The sequence below is a fragment of the Pleomorphomonas sp. NRK KF1 genome (genome assembly GCF_023721755.1).
Lineage (GTDB): Bacteria > Pseudomonadota > Alphaproteobacteria > Rhizobiales > Pleomorphomonadaceae > Pleomorphomonas.
In genome coordinates, this window is sequence record NZ_JAMDLH010000005.1 from 301,455 (window position 1) to 321,383 (window position 19,929).

General features: G+C 65.6%; 14 protein-coding genes. 5 read left to right on the forward strand and 9 right to left on the reverse strand.

Annotated features, from left to right (window positions below):
- Positions 1 to 11: 11 nt before the first annotated feature.
- Entirely contained in the window at positions 12 to 680 is a 669-nt protein-coding gene (gene ccmB, locus M4J39_RS14790; protein ID WP_251729173.1) for a heme exporter protein CcmB, read from the reverse strand.
- Complete coding sequence (gene ccmA / locus M4J39_RS14795) at positions 680 to 1,345, reverse strand: heme ABC exporter ATP-binding protein CcmA (protein ID WP_371875455.1); 666 nt, start codon at positions 1,343 to 1,345, stop codon at positions 680 to 682. Before ccmA ends, ccmB begins: the two co-directional genes overlap by 1 nt.
- A gap of 292 nt (positions 1,346 to 1,637) precedes the next feature.
- Here ccmA and acnA point away from each other — a divergent pair, with 292 nt between their 5' ends.
- The gene (acnA, locus tag M4J39_RS14800) at positions 1,638 to 4,334 is read left to right on the forward strand and encodes an aconitate hydratase AcnA (RefSeq protein WP_251729175.1); all 2,697 of its coding nucleotides are present in this window, start codon (positions 1,638 to 1,640) and stop codon (positions 4,332 to 4,334) included.
- A 109-nt stretch (positions 4,335 to 4,443) separates the two neighbouring features.
- Here acnA and M4J39_RS14805 read toward each other — a convergent pair whose 3' ends face one another.
- On the reverse strand, positions 4,444 to 5,724 hold the full coding sequence (locus M4J39_RS14805) for a methyl-accepting chemotaxis protein (protein WP_251729176.1): 1,281 nt from the start codon (positions 5,722 to 5,724) through the stop codon (positions 4,444 to 4,446).
- 547 nt (positions 5,725 to 6,271) lie between these two features.
- Here M4J39_RS14805 and M4J39_RS14810 point away from each other — a divergent pair.
- Positions 6,272 to 7,303 (forward strand): aspartate-semialdehyde dehydrogenase, encoded by a 1,032-nt coding sequence (locus M4J39_RS14810; RefSeq protein ID WP_251729177.1) that lies wholly within the window; start codon positions 6,272 to 6,274, stop codon positions 7,301 to 7,303.
- Between the two features lie 60 nt (positions 7,304 to 7,363).
- On the opposite strand, the gene M4J39_RS14815 is transcribed toward M4J39_RS14810, so the two are convergent.
- The 4 genes from M4J39_RS14815 to M4J39_RS14830 all read right to left on the reverse strand — a co-directional run bounded on the left by M4J39_RS14815 (position 7,364) and on the right by M4J39_RS14830 (position 12,182).
- A complete protein-coding gene (locus M4J39_RS14815) occupies positions 7,364 to 7,900 on the reverse strand; it encodes a GNAT family N-acetyltransferase (protein ID WP_251729178.1) in 537 nt (178 codons plus the stop codon).
- 134 nt (positions 7,901 to 8,034) lie between these two features.
- Positions 8,035 to 8,784, reverse strand: a complete 750-nt coding sequence (locus M4J39_RS14820; RefSeq protein ID WP_251729179.1) for a Bax inhibitor-1/YccA family protein — start codon at positions 8,782 to 8,784, stop codon at positions 8,035 to 8,037.
- Positions 8,785 to 8,919: 135 nt separating this feature from the next.
- Complete coding sequence (locus tag M4J39_RS14825; protein ID WP_251729180.1) at positions 8,920 to 11,490, reverse strand: FtsX-like permease family protein; 2,571 nt, start codon at positions 11,488 to 11,490, stop codon at positions 8,920 to 8,922.
- Positions 11,487 to 12,182: an ABC transporter ATP-binding protein gene (locus M4J39_RS14830; protein ID WP_251729181.1), complete on the reverse strand. Its 696-nt coding sequence runs from the start codon at positions 12,180 to 12,182 to the stop codon at positions 11,487 to 11,489. The genes M4J39_RS14825 and M4J39_RS14830 overlap by 4 nt, the downstream gene beginning before the upstream one ends.
- Positions 12,183 to 12,300: 118 nt before the next feature.
- Between M4J39_RS14830 and M4J39_RS14835 the strand changes: the two genes are divergently transcribed.
- From M4J39_RS14835 to M4J39_RS14845, 3 genes are all read left to right on the forward strand, one after another.
- Positions 12,301 to 12,930 (forward strand): arylesterase, encoded by a 630-nt coding sequence (locus M4J39_RS14835; RefSeq protein ID WP_371875456.1) that lies wholly within the window; start codon positions 12,301 to 12,303, stop codon positions 12,928 to 12,930.
- 133 nt (positions 12,931 to 13,063) lie between these two features.
- Positions 13,064 to 13,597: a DinB family protein gene (locus M4J39_RS14840; protein ID WP_251729182.1), complete on the forward strand. Its 534-nt coding sequence runs from the start codon at positions 13,064 to 13,066 to the stop codon at positions 13,595 to 13,597.
- 19 nt (positions 13,598 to 13,616) lie between these two features.
- Positions 13,617 to 14,669 (forward strand): aldo/keto reductase, encoded by a 1,053-nt coding sequence (locus M4J39_RS14845; protein ID WP_251729183.1) that lies wholly within the window; start codon positions 13,617 to 13,619, stop codon positions 14,667 to 14,669.
- Between the two features lie 3 nt (positions 14,670 to 14,672).
- Here the strand turns inward: M4J39_RS14845 and M4J39_RS14850 are convergent, their stop codons facing one another.
- Both M4J39_RS14850 and M4J39_RS14855 read right to left on the reverse strand, forming a co-directional pair.
- Positions 14,673 to 15,080, reverse strand: coding sequence for a DUF2794 domain-containing protein (locus M4J39_RS14850; protein ID WP_371875457.1), 408 nt, complete (start codon positions 15,078 to 15,080; stop codon positions 14,673 to 14,675).
- Positions 15,081 to 15,168: 88 nt separating this feature from the next.
- Positions 15,169 to 19,908, reverse strand: a complete 4,740-nt coding sequence (locus tag M4J39_RS14855) for an NAD-glutamate dehydrogenase (RefSeq protein WP_251729184.1) — start codon at positions 19,906 to 19,908, stop codon at positions 15,169 to 15,171.
- Positions 19,909 to 19,929: the final 21 nt, after the last annotated feature.

Genomic DNA, 19,929 nt, shown 5'->3' on the forward strand with positions numbered 1-19,929 from the left:
CGTCACCGGCTTCAATCGAGCCCATTCCTGAGCGCGGCGGCGGTGGCGATCGGCGAGATCGCCGCCGCCGTCAGCGTCAGGGCGACGATGAGAAGGAACGGCGTGCGAAAGGCGGCCGGATCGAAGGCGACTGCGTTCGCGGCGGCCACGCCGAAGATCAGCACCGGCACGGCGAAGGGCAGCACCAGGATCGGCAGCAGCAGGCCACCGCGCCTGAGCGACACCGTCAAGCCCGCGCCGATCGCCCCAAGCAGCGTCAGGGCCGGCGTACCGACAAGAAGCGTTGCCAGCGTTGCCAGCGTCACGTCTCCCGGCATGGCCAGGAGCAGCGACAGAAAAGGCGCCGCAACGACGAGCGGCAGGCCGGTCGCCGTCCAGTGGGCCGCGACCTTGACGATCACCAACAGCTCCAGCGACCGCCCCGAAGCGACCATCAGATCGAGGGCGCCGTCATCGCGATCGGCCTCGAACAGCCGGTCGAGACCGAGCAACGTGGCGAGCAGAGCCCCGATCCACAGGATCGCCGGGCCAAGGCGAGACAGGAGATTGAGATCGGGCCCGATGGCGAAGGGGAAGATCGTCACCACGATCAGGTAGAACAGGACGCCCATCAGGGCGCTGCCGCCGATGCGAACGGACAGACGCAATTCGCGAACGTAAAGCGCAACGAGCGGCGACATCACACGACCTCCTCGGCAACGAGGCGAAGCGGGCGGGCGCCGGCAAGGCCCAAGGCGAGGTGGGTGGCGGCGACAATCGCCCCGCCGCGCTCCAGGTGACCGGTCATCAACCTCAGGAGGTTCGCTTCCGAGGCGACGTCGAGGGCAGCGGTCGGCTCGTCGAGCAGCCAGAGCGGCCGTCGCACCGCGATGAGACGGGCAATGGCAAGCCGCCGCCGCTGCCCGGCCGACAGATAGGCGGCCGGCAGTGCCTCGAGATCGGCAAGCCCCACGGCGTCAAGCGCGGCATCCACCGGCGCGCCGCCTTCGGCACCCAGAAAATCCTGCCAGAAGGTGAGGTTCTCTCCGACGGTCAAGGCAGGCTTTACCGCGTCACGATGGCCGAGATAGTGGATATGGCGTCCGACATCTTCCGGATCGGCGATGCCGTCGGCCAGGAAACGCGCCGAACCCTTCGCCGGTCGCCCGAGCCCGGCCAGAGCCCTCAGCAACGTCGACTTGCCGACGCCGTTCGGACCGGTGACCAGCACCGCGTCGCCCCCGGCCAGCTCGCAGTCGATGTCCTCAAGCACCCGTCGACCGCCACGGTCGACGCTGAGCGCCTCGACCACGAGGCGGAAGGGCTTGAAAGGCTGGATCACGGGCGTCTCCGGCGCAAACGGCATTCCCTCCCAATAGAACATCGTGGCCAACGGTGTAAGCCGCTTTCGCGACGCGTTTGAATGAACCAGGCGCAGGACGCGGAATGAGACGTTATGTGGTAGAATTTCGTACACAAGGTCTGGTGAGCCGTCAGCTTATTCTCTATAAGGCGCAAGGAAGTCTCCGGTCGCCAACTGACCATTACGTAAACGTCAAACAGCTCGCCGGTGGCGAGGACCCTGCCTCGAACGGATACCGGTAATCGCCGTGTTCCGTCCCCGGCAAGGCGCCCCCGGCATTGAAAGGGGCCCGCGCATGCCGTCGCTCGACAGCTTCAAGTCCAGAAGAGAACTTCAGGTCGGTTCGAAGACCTACGTCTACTACGACCTGAAGGCGGCCGAGGAGAACGGCCTCGCCGGCGTCTCTCGTCTGCCGGCCTCACTGAAGGTGATCCTCGAGAACCTGCTTCGCTTCGAGGACGGTCGCTCGGTGACCCAGGACGATATCAAGGCCATGGCCGCATGGCTTGACAACAAGGGCAAGCTCGACAAGGAAATCGCCTACCGGCCTGCCCGCGTCCTCATGCAGGACTTCACCGGCGTTCCGGCCGTCGTCGACCTCGCCGCCATGCGCGACGCCATGGTCTCGCTCGGCGGCGATCCAGGCAAGATCAACCCGCTCGTGCCCGTCGACCTCGTCATCGATCACTCCGTGGTGGTCGACTATTTCGGAAGCGCCTCGTCGCTGGCCCAAAACGTCGCCCGCGAGTACGAACAGAACGTCGAACGCTACAACTTCCTGAAGTGGGGCCAGAACGCCTTCCACAACTTCCGCGTCGTGCCCCCGGGCACCGGCATCTGCCATCAGGTCAACCTCGAGTATCTCGCCCAGACGGTTTGGACAAACGACGAAGATGGCGTCACCTACGCCTATCCCGACACCTGCGTCGGCACCGACAGCCACACCACCATGGTCAACGGCCTCTCGGTGCTCGGCTGGGGCGTCGGCGGCATCGAGGCCGAGGCGGCCATGCTGGGCCAGCCGGTTTCCATGCTGATTCCCGAGGTGATCGGCTTCAAGCTGGTCGGCAAGGTAACCGAGGGTGTCACCGCCACCGACGTGGTGCTGACGGTGACGCAGATGCTGCGCAAGAAGGGCGTCGTCGGCAAGTTCGTCGAATATTTCGGCCCCGGCCTCGACAGCCTGACCCTGGCCGACCGCGCCACCATCGCCAACATGGGCCCGGAATACGGCGCCACCTGCGGCTTCTTCCCCATCGACGCCGAGACGATCCGCTATCTGAAGTTCTCCGGTCGCGCCGATGATCGCGTCGCCCTGGTCGACGCCTACGCCCGCGCCCAGGGCATCTACCGTACCGCCGAGACGCCCGATCCGGAGTTCACCGATATCCTGGAGCTCGACCTCTCCACCGTCGTTCCCTCGCTGGCCGGCCCGAAGCGCCCCGAGGGTCGAGTGTCGCTCAGTGCCGCCAAGTCCGGCTTCGCCGCCGCCATGGAAACCGAGTACAAGAAGCTCGCCGACATCGGCACGCGCTATCCGGTCGAGGGGGGCAATTTCGATCTCGGCCATGGCGATGTGGTGATCGCCGCCATCACCTCCTGCACCAACACCTCCAATCCGAGCGTGCTGGTGGCTGCCGGCCTCCTTGCGCGCAAGGCACGCGAGAAAGGCCTCGCCGTCAAGCCGTGGGTGAAGACTTCGCTGGCGCCCGGATCGCAGGTCGTCGCCGAGTATCTTAGCCAGTCCGGCCTGCAGAAGGATCTCGACGCCCTCGGCTTCAATCTGGTCGGCTTCGGCTGTACCACCTGCATCGGCAACTCCGGCCCGCTGCCCGAGCCCATCTCGAAGTCGATCAATGACAACGGCATCGTTGCCGCCGCCGTGCTGTCGGGCAACCGCAACTTCGAGGGCCGCGTCAGCCCCGACGTGCAGGCCAACTATCTCGCCTCGCCGCCGCTGGTCGTCGCCTACGCGCTGGCCGGCAGCGTGCAGAAGGATCTTTCGACCGAGCCGCTCGGTACCGGTTCCGATGGCGAGCCCGTCTATCTCCGCGACATCTGGCCGTCGAACAAGGAGGTGAACGAAACCGTCGCCACGTTCATAACCGCCGGCATGTTCAAGGAGAAGTATGCCGACGTGTTCAAGGGCGACGAGCGGTGGCGTGCCGTCGAGGCGGGGATCGGCCAGACCTACGGCTGGAACATCGGCTCGACCTACGTGCAGAACCCGCCCTATTTTGCCGGCATGACCATGACGCCGCCGCCGGTCACCGACATCGTCGGCGCCCGCATCCTCGGCCTGTTCGGCGACAAGATCACCACCGACCACATCTCGCCGGCCGGTTCGATCAAGGTGGCGAGCCCCGCCGGCCAGTATCTCACCGGTCACCAGGTGCGACCGGCCGACTTCAACCAGTACGGCACGCGACGCGGCAACCATGAAGTGATGATGCGCGGCACCTTCGCCAACATCCGCATCAAGAACAACATGGTGAAGGACGACGCCGGCAACGTGGTCGAAGGTGGATGGACGGTCCATCACCCCTCGGGAGACCGGATGTACATCTACGATGCCGCCATGCGCTACAAGGACGAGGGCGTGCCGCTGGTCGTCTTCGCCGGCGTCGAATACGGCAACGGCTCATCGCGCGACTGGGCGGCCAAGGGCACCAACCTTCTGGGTGTCAAGGCGGTGATCGCCGAGAGCTTCGAACGCATCCACCGCTCCAACCTCGTCGGAATGGGCATCGTTCCGCTGACCTTCGAGGAAGGGACCAATTGGCAGAGCCTCGGCCTCACCGGCGACGAGACCGTGACCATCGAGGGCATTGCCAACGTCAAGCCGCGCCAGACGCTGACGGCGAAGATCACCCGGACCGATGGCTCGGAGATCGACGTGCCGCTGCTCTGCCGCATCGATACGCTCGACGAACTGGATTACTACCGGAACGGCGGCATCCTGCACTACGTGCTGCGTCAGCTCGCCGCCTGACAAGTGAGACGGCTGGCTTCACCGGGCCGGCCGCACTTGTCGCAAGCAAACAGAAAAAGGCCCGTCCTTCAGGATGGGCCTTTTTCCATTCCAATACTGTGCCGCTTACCTAAGCCCGCTTCACGCCCTGCAGGAAACGATCAACGGTGGAGCGCAGGCCACCTGCCTCCCCGGACAGTGCCTTGGCCGATGTCAACACCGCCTCGGCCGCCTTGCGCGTCTCCACCGAGGCATGGGCAACGCCGCCCGTGTTGATCGAAACCTTCTGGCTGGCCACCGAGGCCTGCTGGATGTTGCTGGCGATGGCCTCGGTTGCGCGCGACTGCTGCTCCACGGCCGCGGCGATGGCGCTGGCGATCTCGTTGATCTCGCCGATGCGCGTGGCGATGCCGCCGATGGCCCCGACGGCCTGAGACGTTGCGGTCTGGACGGCGCCGATCTGCGCGCCGATCTCGTCCGTGGCGCGCGTCGTCTGGTTGGCCAGCGCCTTCACCTCCTGGGCGACGACCGCGAAGCCGCGCCCCGCCTCTCCGGCCCGCGCCGCCTCGATGGTAGCGTTGAGCGCGAGAAGGTTGGTCTGGCTGGCAATGCCGTTGATGAGGCTGATCACCTCACCGATCTTGGCCGAACTCTCGGCGAGCCCCTTGACGATCTCGTTGGTATGGCGCGCCTCGTCGTTGGCAGCGCTCGAAATGCTGCTCGACTGATGAACCTGCCGGCCGATCTCGGCGATCGACGCCGACAGTTCTCCCGCCGATTCGGCGACGATACCGATGGCGGCCGATACCTGTTCGGACGCAGCGGTGAGCTCGGTGAGCTGGCGGTTGGTCTGATCGGCCGAACCCGACATCGCCTGCGACGACGATTCAAGGTGATCGGCCACCTGCCCCACGGTGCCGAGCGCCGAGGAGACGTTGCGGTCGAACTCGGACGTGAGCTGTTGCAGGACCGAGGCCTTGGCGCTCCGGGCCTCTTCCTCGCGCCGCGCCTCGCGCTCGCGCAGGGCGTCCGAGAGATCGGCAAGATTGGTGAGCACCACCGGCCGACCATCGACCTTGGATAGGATCAAGGTCACCAGCACGGGAAACTCCGCCCCATCGGCTCGCTTGTGAAGCCACTCGAAGCGCTTGTAGCCCGTGGTCATCGCCTCACGGATCATCGCTTCGGACTTGATGCCCGACGGCTGGCCGTCCGGCTGCGTGGGAGGCGAGAGCGCCGCCGGCGTGCCGGCGGTCAAAGCGGCTTTCGACGGCAAGCCGAACATCTTGACCGCGGCGTCGTTGCACTCGATGAACTTGCCGTCAGCGATGACCAGGACGGCATCGGGTGTGCTGTCGAAGAAATTGATCTTGATCTTCTCTGAAAGAGCCCTGCGTCCGAACACCGACATGCTCGCCTCGCCTTGAATTCGTGTCGTTCCCTCACGCGGGAAACAACAACAGAAATACAACTTGTCGGTAAAGGATTGCTTGTTTTCCGGAGGGCGAGACCCCTGATCCGGCTAGGTATTAACCCGAGCGGACCGCCATCGATCGAAGAGTTGGCAACAAGGCGAAGACGTCGCTGGCAGGCTGCGAAGGCTCGGAAACCCGAAAAGGTCAAGGCCGATTCGCCTTGACCCGTCCGGCCCTTTCAGCCATAAAGCCCGACATTCGAGAGAGGAATGGTCCATGTTGCTCGCGAATGGTTTCCGTCAGGCCGTGTCGGCGCTGGGTATTGTCCCGGCGGGACTTGCCATGACGATAACGGCGACGACGAAAACGACCACGACGTAATCGACGCTTCCTCGCCCCGCATCGTCCTCCTCGGGGTCAGAGGAGGCGGAAGGTGGCCTCCTCGAACGTCTCCCTGACAGACTGAAGAGCGACCGGCCGCCAGACAAGGCGGGGGACGACTTTTTCGGCGCAGACGCCACACAATCAGAAGGTCAGTCCAACATGGGTTACAAGGTCGCTGTGGTCGGTGCCACCGGAAACGTGGGCCGCGAAATGCTTTCCATCCTCGCCGAGCGCGGCTTTCCCGCCGATGAGGTGATCGCCGTCGCCTCGCGCCGGAGCCAGGGCACCGAGGTATCGTTCGGCGACAAGACGCTGAAGGTGCAGGCTCTGGAGCACGTCGATTTCTCCGACATCGACATCTGCGTCATGTCGGCCGGCGGATCGATCTCCAAGGAATGGTCGCCTAAGATCGGCGCCCAGAAGTGTGTCGTCATCGACAACTCCTCGGCTTGGCGCTACGACGAGGACGTGCCGCTGGTCGTCCCCGAAGTCAATGCCGACGCCGCCGCCGGCTTCACCAAGAAGTACATCATCGCCAACCCCAACTGCTCCACCGCCCAGCTCGTCGTGGCCCTGAAGCCGCTGCACGACAAGGCCGGCATCAAGCGCGTGGTCGTGTCGACCTACCAGTCGGTGTCCGGCGCCGGCAAGGACGCGATGGACGAGCTGTTCACGCAGACCCGGGCGATCTTCGTGTCCGACCCGGTCGAGCCGAAGAAGTTTCCGAAGCGCATCGCCTTCAACCTCATTCCGCACATCGACGTCTTCATGGAAGACGGCTTCACCAAGGAAGAGTGGAAGATGACGGCGGAAACCAAGAAGATCCTCGATCCGAAGATCAAGCTGACCGCCACCTGCGTGCGCGTTCCGGTGTTCGTCTCCCACTCGGAAGTGGTCAACATCGAGTTCGAAAACCCGATCACCGCCGACGAGGCCCGTTCGATCCTGCGCGAAGCGCCCGGTTGCCTCGTCGTCGACAAGCACGAACCCGGTGGCTACATCACCCCGTATGAGGCGACCGGCGAAGACGCCACCTACATCTCGCGCATCCGCGAGGACATCACGGTGGAAAACGGCCTCACCATGTGGGTGGTCTCGGACAACCTTCGCAAGGGCGCTGCGCTCAACGCCGTGCAGATCGCCGAGGTGCTGCTCAACCGTGGCCTCTTGAAGCCCAAGAAGGCCGCCTGAGTCCCATAATCACCAGCTTTCAGGCCGCCGCGATCGTTTCGCGGCGGCTTTTTTCTGATCTCAGCCGCGCGAGAGTTCGCCCGGCGCCGAGTGCTCGCCATCGCCGAGCGCCCTCTGCATCAGAACCTGATCGAGCCAGCGGTCGAACTTGTAGCCGAGGGCCGGCGCGACGCCGACCAGCGTGAACCCAAGGGCAGCATGCAGCTTGCGCGAGCCGACGTTGCCGCTGTCGCCGATCACCGCCACCATCTGCCGGAAACCGCGCCGGGCGCATTCGTCGATGAGCGCCTGCAGAAGACGCTTGCCGATCCCCTGCCCTTGTCGGGCCGGGTCGATATAGATCGAGTTTTCCACCGTGTAGCGATAAGCAAGGCGCGGCCGATAGGCGCTGACGTAGGCGTAGCCGGCAAGACCGCCGGTCATCTCGGCGATCAGATAGGGGTAGCCACCGCTGGTGATGGCCTCGAAGCGCTTCAGCATCTCCGCCTCGGTCGGCGGTTCGAGTTCCCACGAAGCGGTGCCGGTACGAACGGCCTCCTGATAGATGGCGGCAATCGCCGGGATGTCGCTGGCGCGAGCGGGACGAATGGTCAGCATGGGGCGTATCCGGAAGAGCAAACGGCGCGGCAGTGCGCCGGCGCCCTAGATCGCATGCCACAGCCTTCGCCTCAAACGAAAACGGCGCCGGGAATGACCCGGCGCCGCGTTTCTGTAAGGACGTTCCGCTGTCGTCAGCGACGGTCGCCGATCAGGCGAAGCAGCATGATGAACAGGTTGATGAAGTCCATGTAGAGGTTGAGGGCGCCCATGATGGCCTTGCGGCCGGCGGTCGCGCGATCGTCACCCTCGTAATACATCTCCTTGATGGTCTGCGTGTCATAGGCGGTCAGACCGGCGAAGATGCCGACGCCGAGCACGGAGATGGCAAACTCCATCGCCGAGGACTGCATGAAGATGTTGACGAGGGACGCGATGATCAGGCCGAACAGGCCCATGATCAGGAACGACCCCATGGCGCTGAGGTCGCGCTTGGTCGTGTAGCCGTAAAGGCTGAGGGCACCGAAGGCGGCAGCCGAGATGAAGAACACCTGCGTGATCGACTGCTGGGTGTAGACCAGGAAGATCGACGACAGCGACAGGCCCATCAGCGCCGCGAAGGCCCAGAACAGGCCCTGCGCCACCGGCATGGACAGCTTCTGTATGCCGAAGGAGAACACGAGGACCAGACCGATCGGGGCGAGCATCACCAGCCACTGCAGCGGACTCGTGTAGAGCGCGGCACCGAACGAGGTGAGGGTGATCGGATCCCAGCTTGCCACGGAGGCGTTGGCGGCAAGCGCTGCGACACCGCCGGTCACGGCGAGGCCGATGGCCATGTAGTTGTAGACCGACAGCATATAGCTGCGGAGACCCTGATCGATCTCCGCGGAATAGGCCCGGGAACCGTAGCCCGAGGGGATGTTGCGTTCAGGGAATGCCATTGGGGCGTCGATCCTTCTCTGGAAATGCGAGGTCGCGAGGGAGGCGAGCCTCCCCTCGCTCGAAGATGCAATATGGGCGTAGCCCGATGAAAGCTCAAGGGCAGGCACGGCGAGTCCGTCAAACATGACGAAGATTTAAAGATTCCTGAGCACGGGCGCCGCCTTGGCCGAAAGAGCCCTGAAGGTGCCGAGCAGACCGAGACCGATGGTCAGAACAAGCGCGACGACTACGGCACCGAGGGCAACCCACGGATCGAGGTCGACCGGCACGTCCATGATGCCGCGAAGAACGCCCCAGGCGGCCATCGCTCCGGCGACCAGCGCGAACACGGCGGTAAGAAAGCCGAGCGCCGCGTACTCCAACGCGAAAGCCAGAAGAACCCGAGCCCGCGTCGCTCCGAAGGTCTTGAGCAACACGGCATCATAGACGCGCTGACGATGGCCGGACGCGAGCGCGCCGGCCAGAACGAGCACCGAGGCGGCGAGTGCGATGGAGGCGGCGGCGCGAATGGCCAGCGTCAGCGAGCCGACCAGATCGTTTACGGTGGCGAGCACATCCTTGACGCGGACCATGGTCGCCGTCGGGAAGTCGGCGACCACCGCCCTGATCAACCGCCCTTCGTTCTGCCGCTCGGCCGTACTGTCACCGTTCGTCGGTAGCGCCGCCGTTGAAAGCACCGAATAGGGGGCGCCGGCAAAGGTGTTAGGCGAGAAAACCATCACAAAGTTGATGGAGAGCGACTGCCATTCGACCTTGCGCGTGCTGGCCACCTTGGCCGTGATTTCACGGCCGAGCACGTTGACGGTGACCGTATCGCCGATCGACAGGCCGAACTCGCGCGCCAGCTCGTCCTCGAAGGAGACAAGCGGCTCGCCCTCGTAATCCCTAGGCCACCAGGCGCCCGACGCGATCGTCGAGTTGGCCGGCGGTTCGTCCGATATCGTGATGCCTCGGTCGCCGGAGAGCGCCCAGCGCGCGCTTTCGGGCGCATCGATCCTGTCAACCGGCGTTCCCTTCAGCGCGGTGATGCGGCCGCGCAGCATCGGCACCGTCTCGAGCGTGGTGCCGGGCACCGTCGCCTCGACCAGTCGGGCGAAAGCGTCGAGATCGTTCGAACGGATGTCGAGCACGAAGAAGGTGGGTGCCTTCTCCGGCAGGGTGGACGTGAGTTGCCGCCTGAGGCCGGTGTCGATCAGCGCCAGCGTCACCATCAATGTCAGACCGAGGCCAAGGGACAGCACGACCGACAGCGTCAGACCGCCGCGACGATGTATGTTGCGCAGCGCCAGCCGGAACTCCGCCGACCCGATCGCCGGCAATCGACCGGCAACTCGGCGGATCAGGGCGGCCACGCCGGTCAGCACGACGAAGATCGCCGCCATCGACAGGATGAACACCACCGCCACGAAGCGGTCGGCGGCGGTAGCGATGGCGAGCGCGGCGAGAAGCAGGACCGCGACCGTGGTTGCCAGGACATAGACACGACGCGGCAGCCGCCGCTCCGGCGCCACCTTGTCGCGGAACAGCGCGCTCACCGGCACGTCGTGAGCACGGCCAAGCGCCCAGATGGCGAAGGCAAAGGCCGTGAGAAAGCCATAGGCGGCAGCGAGCAGCAGCTCGCCGGGATAGACGCCAATCTCGATCGGCAGTTCGAGCGCTGCGGCGATCAGTCCGCCCGCGAAGAAGGGCGGTACGAGCCCGAGGGCAAGGCCCAGAACCACGCCGATGCCGGCAATGACGCCGATTTCGATCAGGTAGATGGCCACCACGAACCCGCCCGGTGCGCCCACGGCCTTCAGCGTGGCGATGGTGTCGCGCTTGCGATCGATGAACGCTTTCACCGCATTGGTGACCCCGACACCGCCGACGATCAGCGCGGTCAGGCCGACCAGCGTCAGGAACTGCGAGAAGCGGTCGACGTTGCGCTCCAGACCGGGAGCGGCATCGAGCCGCGAGGAAACGGTCCGGCCGCTGTCGGACTGGGCTGCCTTGAGCTCCGCCGCGACGGCGGCGACGGCATCGTCCGTCGTTCCATCGGGCAGGGCGATGCGAATGGTGTTGGCGACAAGGCTGCCCGGCTGGACGATGTCGGTCGCCGCGAGTGCCTCGCGGCTCATCATCACGCGCGGCCCGTAGGCGACGCCGGTGCCAACCTGGTCGGATTCCTTTTCGATCAATCCGCGCACTTCGGCGGTTGCCCGTCCGATCGCGATGCGGTCACCGACCTTCACGTCGAGACGGTCGGCGAGGATCGGCTCGATGACGACGCCGATCGATCCATCCGCTCCCGGCGCCAGGGCATCGGCAAGCCGACCGCCGCCTTCGAGGCGCAGTTCGCCCGCGAGCGGATAGGCAACGTCGACCGCCTTGATGCGGGCAAGCGCCTGCGCCTCACCGTCGAGGCGTCGTGCCATCGAGTTGACCAGCGTCACCGTCGACAGCCGGCCGCGCGTGGCAAGGGAGGCGCTCACCGCCTCGGGTGGGGTTTCGCCACCGAAACGCACCGCTATGTCGCCACCCAGAATCTCCCGCCCTTGCAAGGAAATGCCTTCGGTGATCGCCCGGCTGGTCGAACCGACGGCCGCGATGGCCGCGACACCGAGCGCGATGGCGGCGATGAAAATGCGAAAACCCGAAAGACCGCCGCGCGCCTCGCGGGCGGCGAGACGAGCGGCAACCCTCCAGCCCGGCGAGCGGCCGCTCACGGCGCCACCCCCGCTCGAACATCTTCGACGATTTCGCCCGAGCGCATGACGATGCGGCGGTCACAGGCGTCGGCGAGCGCCCGGTCGTGCGTGACCAGCACCAGCGTCGCTCCGCGCCGCGCCCGCGCCTCGAACATCAGGCGGATGATGTCGCGACCGGTGTCGGCGTCGAGATTGCCGGTCGGCTCGTCGGCGATCAGGATCGATGGCTCGGGCGCGAGGGCGCGAGCGATGGCGACGCGCTGCTGCTCGCCGCCGGAGAGTTCTGCCGGGTGATGGTCGAGCCTGTGGCCAAGGCCGACAGCTTCGAGTTCGACCCGCGCTCGTTCGAAAGCGTCCCGCCGGCCGCTGAGCTCCAGTGGCACCGCCACGTTCTCCAGCGCCGTCATGGTCGGCATCAGGTGAAAGGACTGGAAGACGATGCCGACCGAACGCCCGCGGAAACGGGCAAGGTCGTCCTCGTCCATACGATCGAGCCGCTCGTTGCCGACCGACACGGTGCCGCCATCCACACGCTCGAGACCGGCGAGCACCATCAGGAGCGTCGACTTTCCCGAACCCGAAGGGCCGACGATGCCGACGCTGGTGCCAGCCTCGATGGAGAAAGAAAGACGTTTCAGGATGTGAACACGGGCAGCGCCGCTGCCAAGACTGAGGTCGACCTGGGAAAGAGCAATGGCTGGATCTGGCAAGGGCGAGCTTTCGGTTCTGGCGCTTCGGGCAAACGTGACATCGGCAGGGCTTGCCGAAGAAAGCCCGAGCCTGTCATATGGTTGGCCCAGAAACCATTGCAAGCCGGGTCAAAAGGCCGTGAGACATCGCATCTTCGTGTTCGTTCTCGCCCTCTTCGCCGGACTTGCCGGCGCGGAGGCCAAGTCCATGCGTATCGTCGCGCTCGGCGACAGTCTTACCGCCGGCTACGGCGTTCTCGGCCAGGAGGCGTTTCCCGACCGGCTGGAGGCAGCGCTCGTCAAACGCGGCCATGACGTCGAGATCGTCAACGCCGGCGTCTCCGGCGATACGGTGGCCGACGGACTGGCCCGTCTCGACTGGGCGCTGGCCGACGGCGCCGACGGCGTCATCGTCGAACTCGGCGCCAACGACATGCTGCGCGGCCACGATCCGTCGCTCGTCCGCGAAAGCCTCGACGAACTTCTGTCCCGCATCAGCGAAACCGGGGCACCCGTGCTTCTGGCCGGCATGAGGGCGGCCCCCAATCTCGGCGTTGTCTATGGCGCCCGCTACGATCCGATCTTTCCCGACCTCGCCGAGAAGCACGGCACCCTGCTTTACCCGTTCTTCCTCGACGGCGTCGCCGGCAATGCCAGCCTAAACCAGGCCGATGGCATGCACCCGAATGCCGCTGGCGTCGACATCATCGTCGAACGGATCCTTCCATCCGTCGAGGCGTTGATCGAACGGATCAAGGACAAAAGCTAACGGACCGAGTTGGCATTCCGGGCCGAAGCGGCACGGCTCGATGTCGACCGGTCGAAGCAAATGTCGCTGGCGAAGCACTAGCCACGGAGGCCGCGCAACGGCATCCTGGCAAGACCGGTTGGGGAGAACCATCGTGAGCAGCCTCGATCATTTCCGCCTTATGGCGCCTTACAATGCCTGGATGAACGCCAAGGTCTACGATGCCGCCGAGCGACTGACGGCAGGCGAGCTGTCCCGCGACCGCGGCGCCTTCTTCGGTTCCATCCTGGGCACGCTCAACCACCTCGTCGCCACCGATCTCATCTGGTTCGGCCGTCTGGCCGGCCACCCACCCTTTGCCGGGCGCCTCGATCTGGCCGACTTGCCACGGCCGACGAGTGTCCGCTTCGTCGTGTCGGACGATCTCTCCCACCTGCGGCCGATCCGCGAACGCATCGACCGGATGATCGTCGGCTTTGTCGACGGCCTGACGGACGCCGACCTCGCCGGAGCATTCGCCTACACCCGGACCGACGGAACTCCGCAGCGCAAGCTGCTGTCGTCGGTGCTGTCGCACATCTTCAATCACCAGACCCATCATCGCGGTCAGGTCACCACACTGCTCACCCAGGCGAGCGTGGACGTCGGCGTCACCGACCTCCTGGCGCTCCTGCCCGACATCGACTGATCCCCGAAAAGGCAATCCCATGCAGAAACGTCGTCTCGGCCGCTCCGATCTCTTCGTCACGCCCATCTGCCTGGGCACGATGACCTACGGTGAACAAACGGGCCGGGACGAAGCCTTTGCCATCCTGGACCGCGCCGTCGGCTTCGGAATCGACTTCCTGGACGCCGCCGAAATGTACCCGATCCCGCCGAAACGCGAGACGCAAGGCGCCACCGAGGCGATCATCGGCGAGTGGCTGGCGGCGCGCGGCCGCCGCAACGACATCGTTCTTGCCACCAAGGTCTGCGGTCGCAGCGCCAGCGACTGGTTTCGCGACGACGGCTCGCCGACCCGCCTCACCCGAACGCAGATTTTCGAAGCCGTCGAGAAATCGCTTCGCCGGCTCAGGACAGATCATATCGACCTCTACCAGATCCACTGGCCAGATCGTGCCGTCTCCGACTGGGGCACCGTCCCCTCGCGCTTCAAGCCCTTTGTTCCCGCCGCCGACGAGACGGCCATCGAGGAGACGGCGGCCGTTTTCGCCGAGCTGATCGCTACCGGCAAGATCCGCCATTTCGGCCTTTCCAACGAGAGCCCCTATGGCCTGATGCGCTTCATTGCCGCCGCCGAGAAGGGCATCGGCCCTCGCCCTGTCTCGGTGCAGAACGCCTACAGCCTCGTCAACCGCACATGGGAGGGTGGGCTCGCGGAGATCGCGCTGCGGGAAGAGATCGGCCTCCTGCCCTATTCGCCGCTGGCGCAGGGTTACCTCACCGGCAAGTACCGAAATGGCGAGCTACCGGAGAACAGCCGAAAGGCCCTGTTCAACCGCCTGCAGCGTTATGAGAAGCCACATGCCGACGCGGCAATTGCCGCCTACGTCGATCTCGCCCGCCGCTTCGGCGCGGATCCGGTGACCTTCGCGGTCGCGTTTGCCATGAACCAGCCGACGGTTGCCTCGGTCATCATCGGACCGAGAGCCGAGGATCAGCTGGAAAGCAACTTCGCCGCCGCCGGGTTCGCATGGACCCAGGATATGCAGGCAGCCGTCGACGACCTGCATCAGCGCTTCGGCAACCCCTGTCCGTGACGTTCACTCGGCAACGGAAAGCCAGGACTTGTCGATGACCCGCAGCACACGGGCCAGCTCTCCGCCGCGTTTCAGGATCATGCCGGTCTGGGCGATCACCGAATAGGCGCCCTGCCGGCGCGCCAGCTTGGGGTTTTTCTCCACCCGGTAGAGCGGCACTTCGGAAGACCGGCGGAAGATCGAAAAGACGGCACGGTCGGAAAGATGGTCGATGGCATAATCGCGCCACTCGCCGGCCGCCACCATGCGACCGTAGACCTTCAGGATTTCGGAAAGCTCGTGCCGATCGAAGGCGACATACGGGACCTCCCGAACCGCCGGTCGGGATTCGGCTGGCGCCGGCGCAGTCCCACGCGCCAGCGCAACCAGATTTGCGGGTTCACCCGCCTCCTCGTTGATCTCGCCGCTCAAGCGCACCTCCGGCCGTGATCGTCACGTCACCGTCATGATTGCGCCTGCAGCCATCGAATGCAACGAGGAAACGGGAGCCGGAAGTCCGTCATTCGGCCAACTCGGCAACCAGACCCGCCGCCACCGTCAGTTTCGCCACCGTCGGGGGCCCGACGAGAAGATCGCCGACGAGCTGCCTCAGCCGCCCGATTCGCGCCTCGCGCGCCGTCGTCCACAGATCCGCCCCTCCCTCCGCTATCGCCCGTGCGACGATGCGGTGGCGTGCGATGGCAAAGGTGCGACGGGCAATTTCCGCTGCCTGCCCCTCATAGAGATCGGCCGGCCGTACGACCTCCGACAAATGATCGACCAGATCGGCAGCGATGGCCTCGTCGATCGCCGCCATCACGGGCATCACCTCGTCGACAGCCCTGCCGACCTCTTCGCCGATGACGATCAGGTCGAGACTTCCGAGTTCGGCCGGCAGGCTCGCAATGCGGGCCGCCAGTTGCTCCGGTACGCCTGCGGTGACAAGCTCGGTATCGACCTTGCTGGCCGGCGCGCTGTCGCGGAAGCGGCGGACGCCCTCGGCCAATCGCTCGATCGAAGTGGCAAGGTCTCCTTCGCCCTCCACGTTCTGGGCCACCCACAGCGCGGCATCGGTCAGGAAATCGGCGACGCGACGCCGGAGCTCCACCCAGACGGCACCGGTGACCTTGCCTTCCAGGGCATCGATCTCGGCCGTTACCGCATCGGTTCCGAAAGCCGCCGCCGCCACGACAAGGGCGCGCACCGCCGCCTCGGCGTCGACATCCGCTTCGTCCCCGAGGCGACTGACGAAGGTCGGGCCGGCCGCGTCGACCGCAGCGCCGGCAACGCGGGTGGCAAGGATGTCGCGGGCCAGGCGGTGCGCGGCGATGTCTTCGGCAAAGCGCGTCCGCATGGCCGGCGGAAACGCCAGGGTCAGCCAGTCGTTGAGCGCCGGATCGTCGATCAGGCGACCGTCCAGAAGCTCGTCGGACAGCATCAGCTTGGCATGCGCCATCAGGATGGCGATCTCCGGCCTCGACAGCGTTTCGCCGGTTGCCGCGAGGCGTCCGGCCGCCGCTTCGTCGGGCAACCCCTCACGGCGCGGGTCGAGCAGTCCCCGCTCGGCGAGCACGGCCGACAGGCGCATCAGGCGCGGCAGTTCCCCGGAACCGCGCGCACGCGTCACCGACAACGCCACCACCTGCCGACGACAGAGCCGCAAGACGCCAGCGGCGATGTCCTCGGTCATGGCGGAAAGCAGTTCGTTGCGCTCGGAAAGCGTCAGCCGGCCGGCGGCCATCGCCCGGACAAGCGCGATCTTGATGTTGACCTCGGCGTCCGAGGTGGCGACACCGCCGACATTGTCGATGGCGTCGGAGTTCACCCGACCGCCGCGCCGGGCAAAATCGACCCGCGCCCTCGGCGTCATGCCGAGGTTGGCGCCCTCGCCGACGACGCGGGCTCTGAGGGCGGCGGCCGGAATGCGAACTCCGTCGTTTATGCGGTCGCCGGCGTCGAGATTGCTCTCGTCATCGCCACGCACGAAGGTGCCGATGCCGCCGAAGAACAGAAGATCGGCCGGCGCCCTCAGGAGCGCCGAGACCAGTTCGTCGGGACTGAGGGCGGCAGCGTCTATGCCGAGCGCCCTGCGCGCCTCGGGGGAGAGTGCGATGGACTTCTGCGTTCGCGGGAAGATACCGCCTCCCGGTGAAAGCTTTGCCTGGTCGTAGTCGGCCCAGCTGGAACGCGGCAGGGCGAAAAGCCGCCGCCGTTCGGCAAGCGCGGCCTCGACGTCGGGCTCCGGATCGATGAAGATGTGGCGATGATCGAAGGCGGCGACGAGCTTCATCGAGGGTGACAGCAGCATGAAGTTGCCGAACACGTCGCCCGACATGTCGCCGACGCCAACCGCGGTGAAGGAATCGGATTCCGCGTCGAGGTCGAGCTCGCGGAAATGTCGCTTCACCGCCTCGAAAGCGCCGCGGGCGGTGATTCCCATCTTCTTGTGGTCGTAGCCGTCCGAGCCGCCGGAGGCAAAGGCGTCGGCCAGCCAGAAGCGGCGGGACAACGCGATGCGGTTGGCAATGTCCGAGAAGCTGGCCGTACCCTTGTCGGCCGCCACCACGAGATAGGGGTCGTCGCCATCGTAACGAACGGTTCCGACCGGCGGCACGACGACGTCATCGACGATGTTGTCGGTGAGATCGATCAGCGTCCCGACATAACGCTCATAGGCGGCAACGCCGGCCGCCGCCCGATCGGCGCCGATACGGCGGGCGACGAAGCCTCCCTTGGCGCCCACCGGCACGATGACCGCGTTCTTGACCTGCTGCGCCTTGACGAGGCCAAGGATCTCGGTGCGGAAATCCTCCGGTCGATCCGACCAGCGCAACCCACCCCGCGCCACCTTGCCGAAGCGGAGGTGAACGCCCTCGACATCGGGAGCGTGCAGCCAGATCTCGGCGAAGGGTCGCGGCGCCGACAAACCGTCGATCCTGGCGGCGTCGAACTTGAATGCCATCACCGGATGCGGATCGCCATCGACACCGATCTGGAAGAAGGTGGTGCGGGTCGCCGCCTCGATCAGGTTGGCAAGGCGCCTGAGGATGCGATCGTCATCCAGGATCGGCACTTCCCGGAACGCCGCCTCGAGCTCACCCCGCAAGGCCCGGAACCGAGCGGCACGATCGCCGGCGAAGGTCGGGTCGAAGCGAGCGGCGAACAGCGAGACGAGGAGCGTTGCAACGCCTGCGTTGCGCACCAGCGCTTCGGCGACATAGGCATGGCCGTGGACCATCCCGATCTGACTGAGATAACGGGCGAGGGCGCGGAGCATGGCAATCTCGCGCCAGCCGAGACCGGCAACCAGCGTCAGCGCATTGAGGCGATCGCTGTCGGCCCTTCCGAGCCAGACCGCCATGAACAGCGCCTTCAACCGGTTGCCATCGCGCCCCAGATCGACATCGACGCCGTCTGCACGACGGAGCGCCATGTCATGCAGCACGATGGTCTCGCCTGAACGTCCGATCTCGAAGGTCTTCTCCTCAAGGACGGTGAAACCCATCGCTTCCAGCACCGGCACACGGGCCGACAGCGGCACCGGACCGCCCCGGCTCATCAGGCGCATGGAGACGCGCGGAGACGGCAGGCTGCCGCCGATGAGATCGACCGCCGTCCCGCGATCGCCGACAAATAGTTCGAGCAACGCCACGTCGGCGACCGCCATTTCGGCAGAATAGCTTGCTCGGTAGGCGTCGGGAAAGGCGCGGCCATAGAGTTCGATCAGCTTGCGACCGCGCGCCGGGCCGAACTTCGCCCGACAAGCGTCGGCAAAGCCGTCGCACCAGTTGCGGGTGATGCGAGCGACGGCGGCTTCCAGTTCGGCTTGGGCGACGGCGGGCGTCGCCCCCTCGTCGCGTCCGATGATGTAGTGGACGCGAGCAAGCGGCCCTTCCGGGAACGCCGGGTAGACCGACGAGACGCGCCCGTCGAATGCATCCGCCAGATAGTCGCCGATGGCGAGCCGCGTGTCGGTATTGTAGCGGTCGCGCGGTACGTAAACCAGGAGGGAGACGAAACGGTCGAACTTGTCCCGGCGAGCCAGCACGCGGATGCGCGGCCGCTCGCCGAGCTCCAGGATGGCCAGCGAGAAATCGAGAAGCGTGTCGAGATCCACCTGGAACAGTTCGTCACGCGGATAGCTTTCCAGAATATTGCGCAGCGCCCGCCCCGAATGGCTTTCCGGATCGAATCCGGCGCGGGCCATGATCGTTCCCACCTTGCGACGAAGGTAGGGGATGGAATGCGTTGAACGGGTATAGGCCGATGCGGTGAACAGACCGAGCAGCCGGATCTCGCTGACGAGGCGACCGTGAGCGTCGTAACGCTTGATGCCGATGTAGTCGAGATAGGCGTGGCGGTGAACGCGCGCCTTGACGTTAGCCTTGGCGACGATCAGCGGTTCGGCCTGCCTGAGGAACTCGGTGATCTCCGGCGTCACCTGCACCATTTCGCGGCCGCGCCGCAGCACCCGGACCTCCGGATCGCGCAGAAGACCGTAACCGCCCGTCGGAATGAGCGAGGTGAGTTCGTCACCGCTTCCGTCGGCGCCGACGGCATACTCCCTGAGACCGAGAAAGGTGAAGTTGTCGGCATTGAGCCAATTCAGGAACTCGACCGCCTCGGCCACCGCCTCCGGCGGCAATGGCGGCGGCGTGTGCCGGTAGACGTTGATCACCGACTTGACCAGCGCCTGCATGCGCGGCCAGTCGTCGACGGCGGCGCGCACCTCGGTGAGCAGACCATCGAGCCGCGTTTCCAGCTGGGCGGCGGCGATGGCGTCGGGCAGCCGGGCGATGTGGATGTGGATGAAGCTCTCGCGGCTGGCGTCCGGATCGTCGCCGAGCGACAGGAGACGACCGCTCATGCCGCGCACGACGGAGAGAATCGGGTGCACCATCAAGCGCACCCCGATGCCGGCGTCGGTCAGTTCCTGCATGACCGAGTCGACGAGAAACGGCATGTTGTCGTTGAGAACGTCGACAACCGTCACTTCCCTGCGGTGGCTGGCCTCCTCATCCCATGTGGGGTTGTAGATGCGGATCGAGTGGATGCCCGGCACCCTCAGCGACAGGCTCGACATGGCCCCCTCGGCGAAGGCGACCAGCTCGTTCGCCGTATAGGCAACCACGTCCTCGGCGGCGCCCTTGCCGTAGAGGGTCTTCAAAAGGCTGGCAACTTCCGGCCTGCTGCCGCTGGCGGCCAGGTCAGCGGCCTCATCAAGGCGCGCCTCCTTCAGCACTTCCATCACGCGCTTCATCGACAACTCCCGCCGCCCCTG

Coding starts and splice junctions, on each gene's coding strand:
- M4J39_RS14815 (WP_251729178.1), bottom strand. CDS start 7,900: ATGCTGACCATTCGTCCCGCTCGCGCCAGCGACATCCCGGCGATTGCC.
- acnA (WP_251729175.1), top strand. CDS start 1,638: ATGCCGTCGCTCGACAGCTTCAAGTCCAGAAGAGAACTTCAGGTCGGT.
- ccmB (WP_251729173.1), bottom strand. CDS start 680: ATGTCGCCGCTCGTTGCGCTTTACGTTCGCGAATTGCGTCTGTCCGTT.
- M4J39_RS14845 (WP_251729183.1), top strand. CDS start 13,617: ATGCAGAAACGTCGTCTCGGCCGCTCCGATCTCTTCGTCACGCCCATC.
- ccmA (WP_371875455.1), bottom strand. CDS start 1,345: ATGCCGTTTGCGCCGGAGACGCCCGTGATCCAGCCTTTCAAGCCCTTC.
- M4J39_RS14820 (WP_251729179.1), bottom strand. CDS start 8,784: ATGGCATTCCCTGAACGCAACATCCCCTCGGGCTACGGTTCCCGGGCC.
- M4J39_RS14855 (WP_251729184.1), bottom strand. CDS start 19,908: ATGAAGCGCGTGATGGAAGTGCTGAAGGAGGCGCGCCTTGATGAGGCC.
- M4J39_RS14805 (WP_251729176.1), bottom strand. CDS start 5,724: ATGTCGGTGTTCGGACGCAGGGCTCTTTCAGAGAAGATCAAGATCAAT.
- M4J39_RS14810 (WP_251729177.1), top strand. CDS start 6,272: ATGGGTTACAAGGTCGCTGTGGTCGGTGCCACCGGAAACGTGGGCCGC.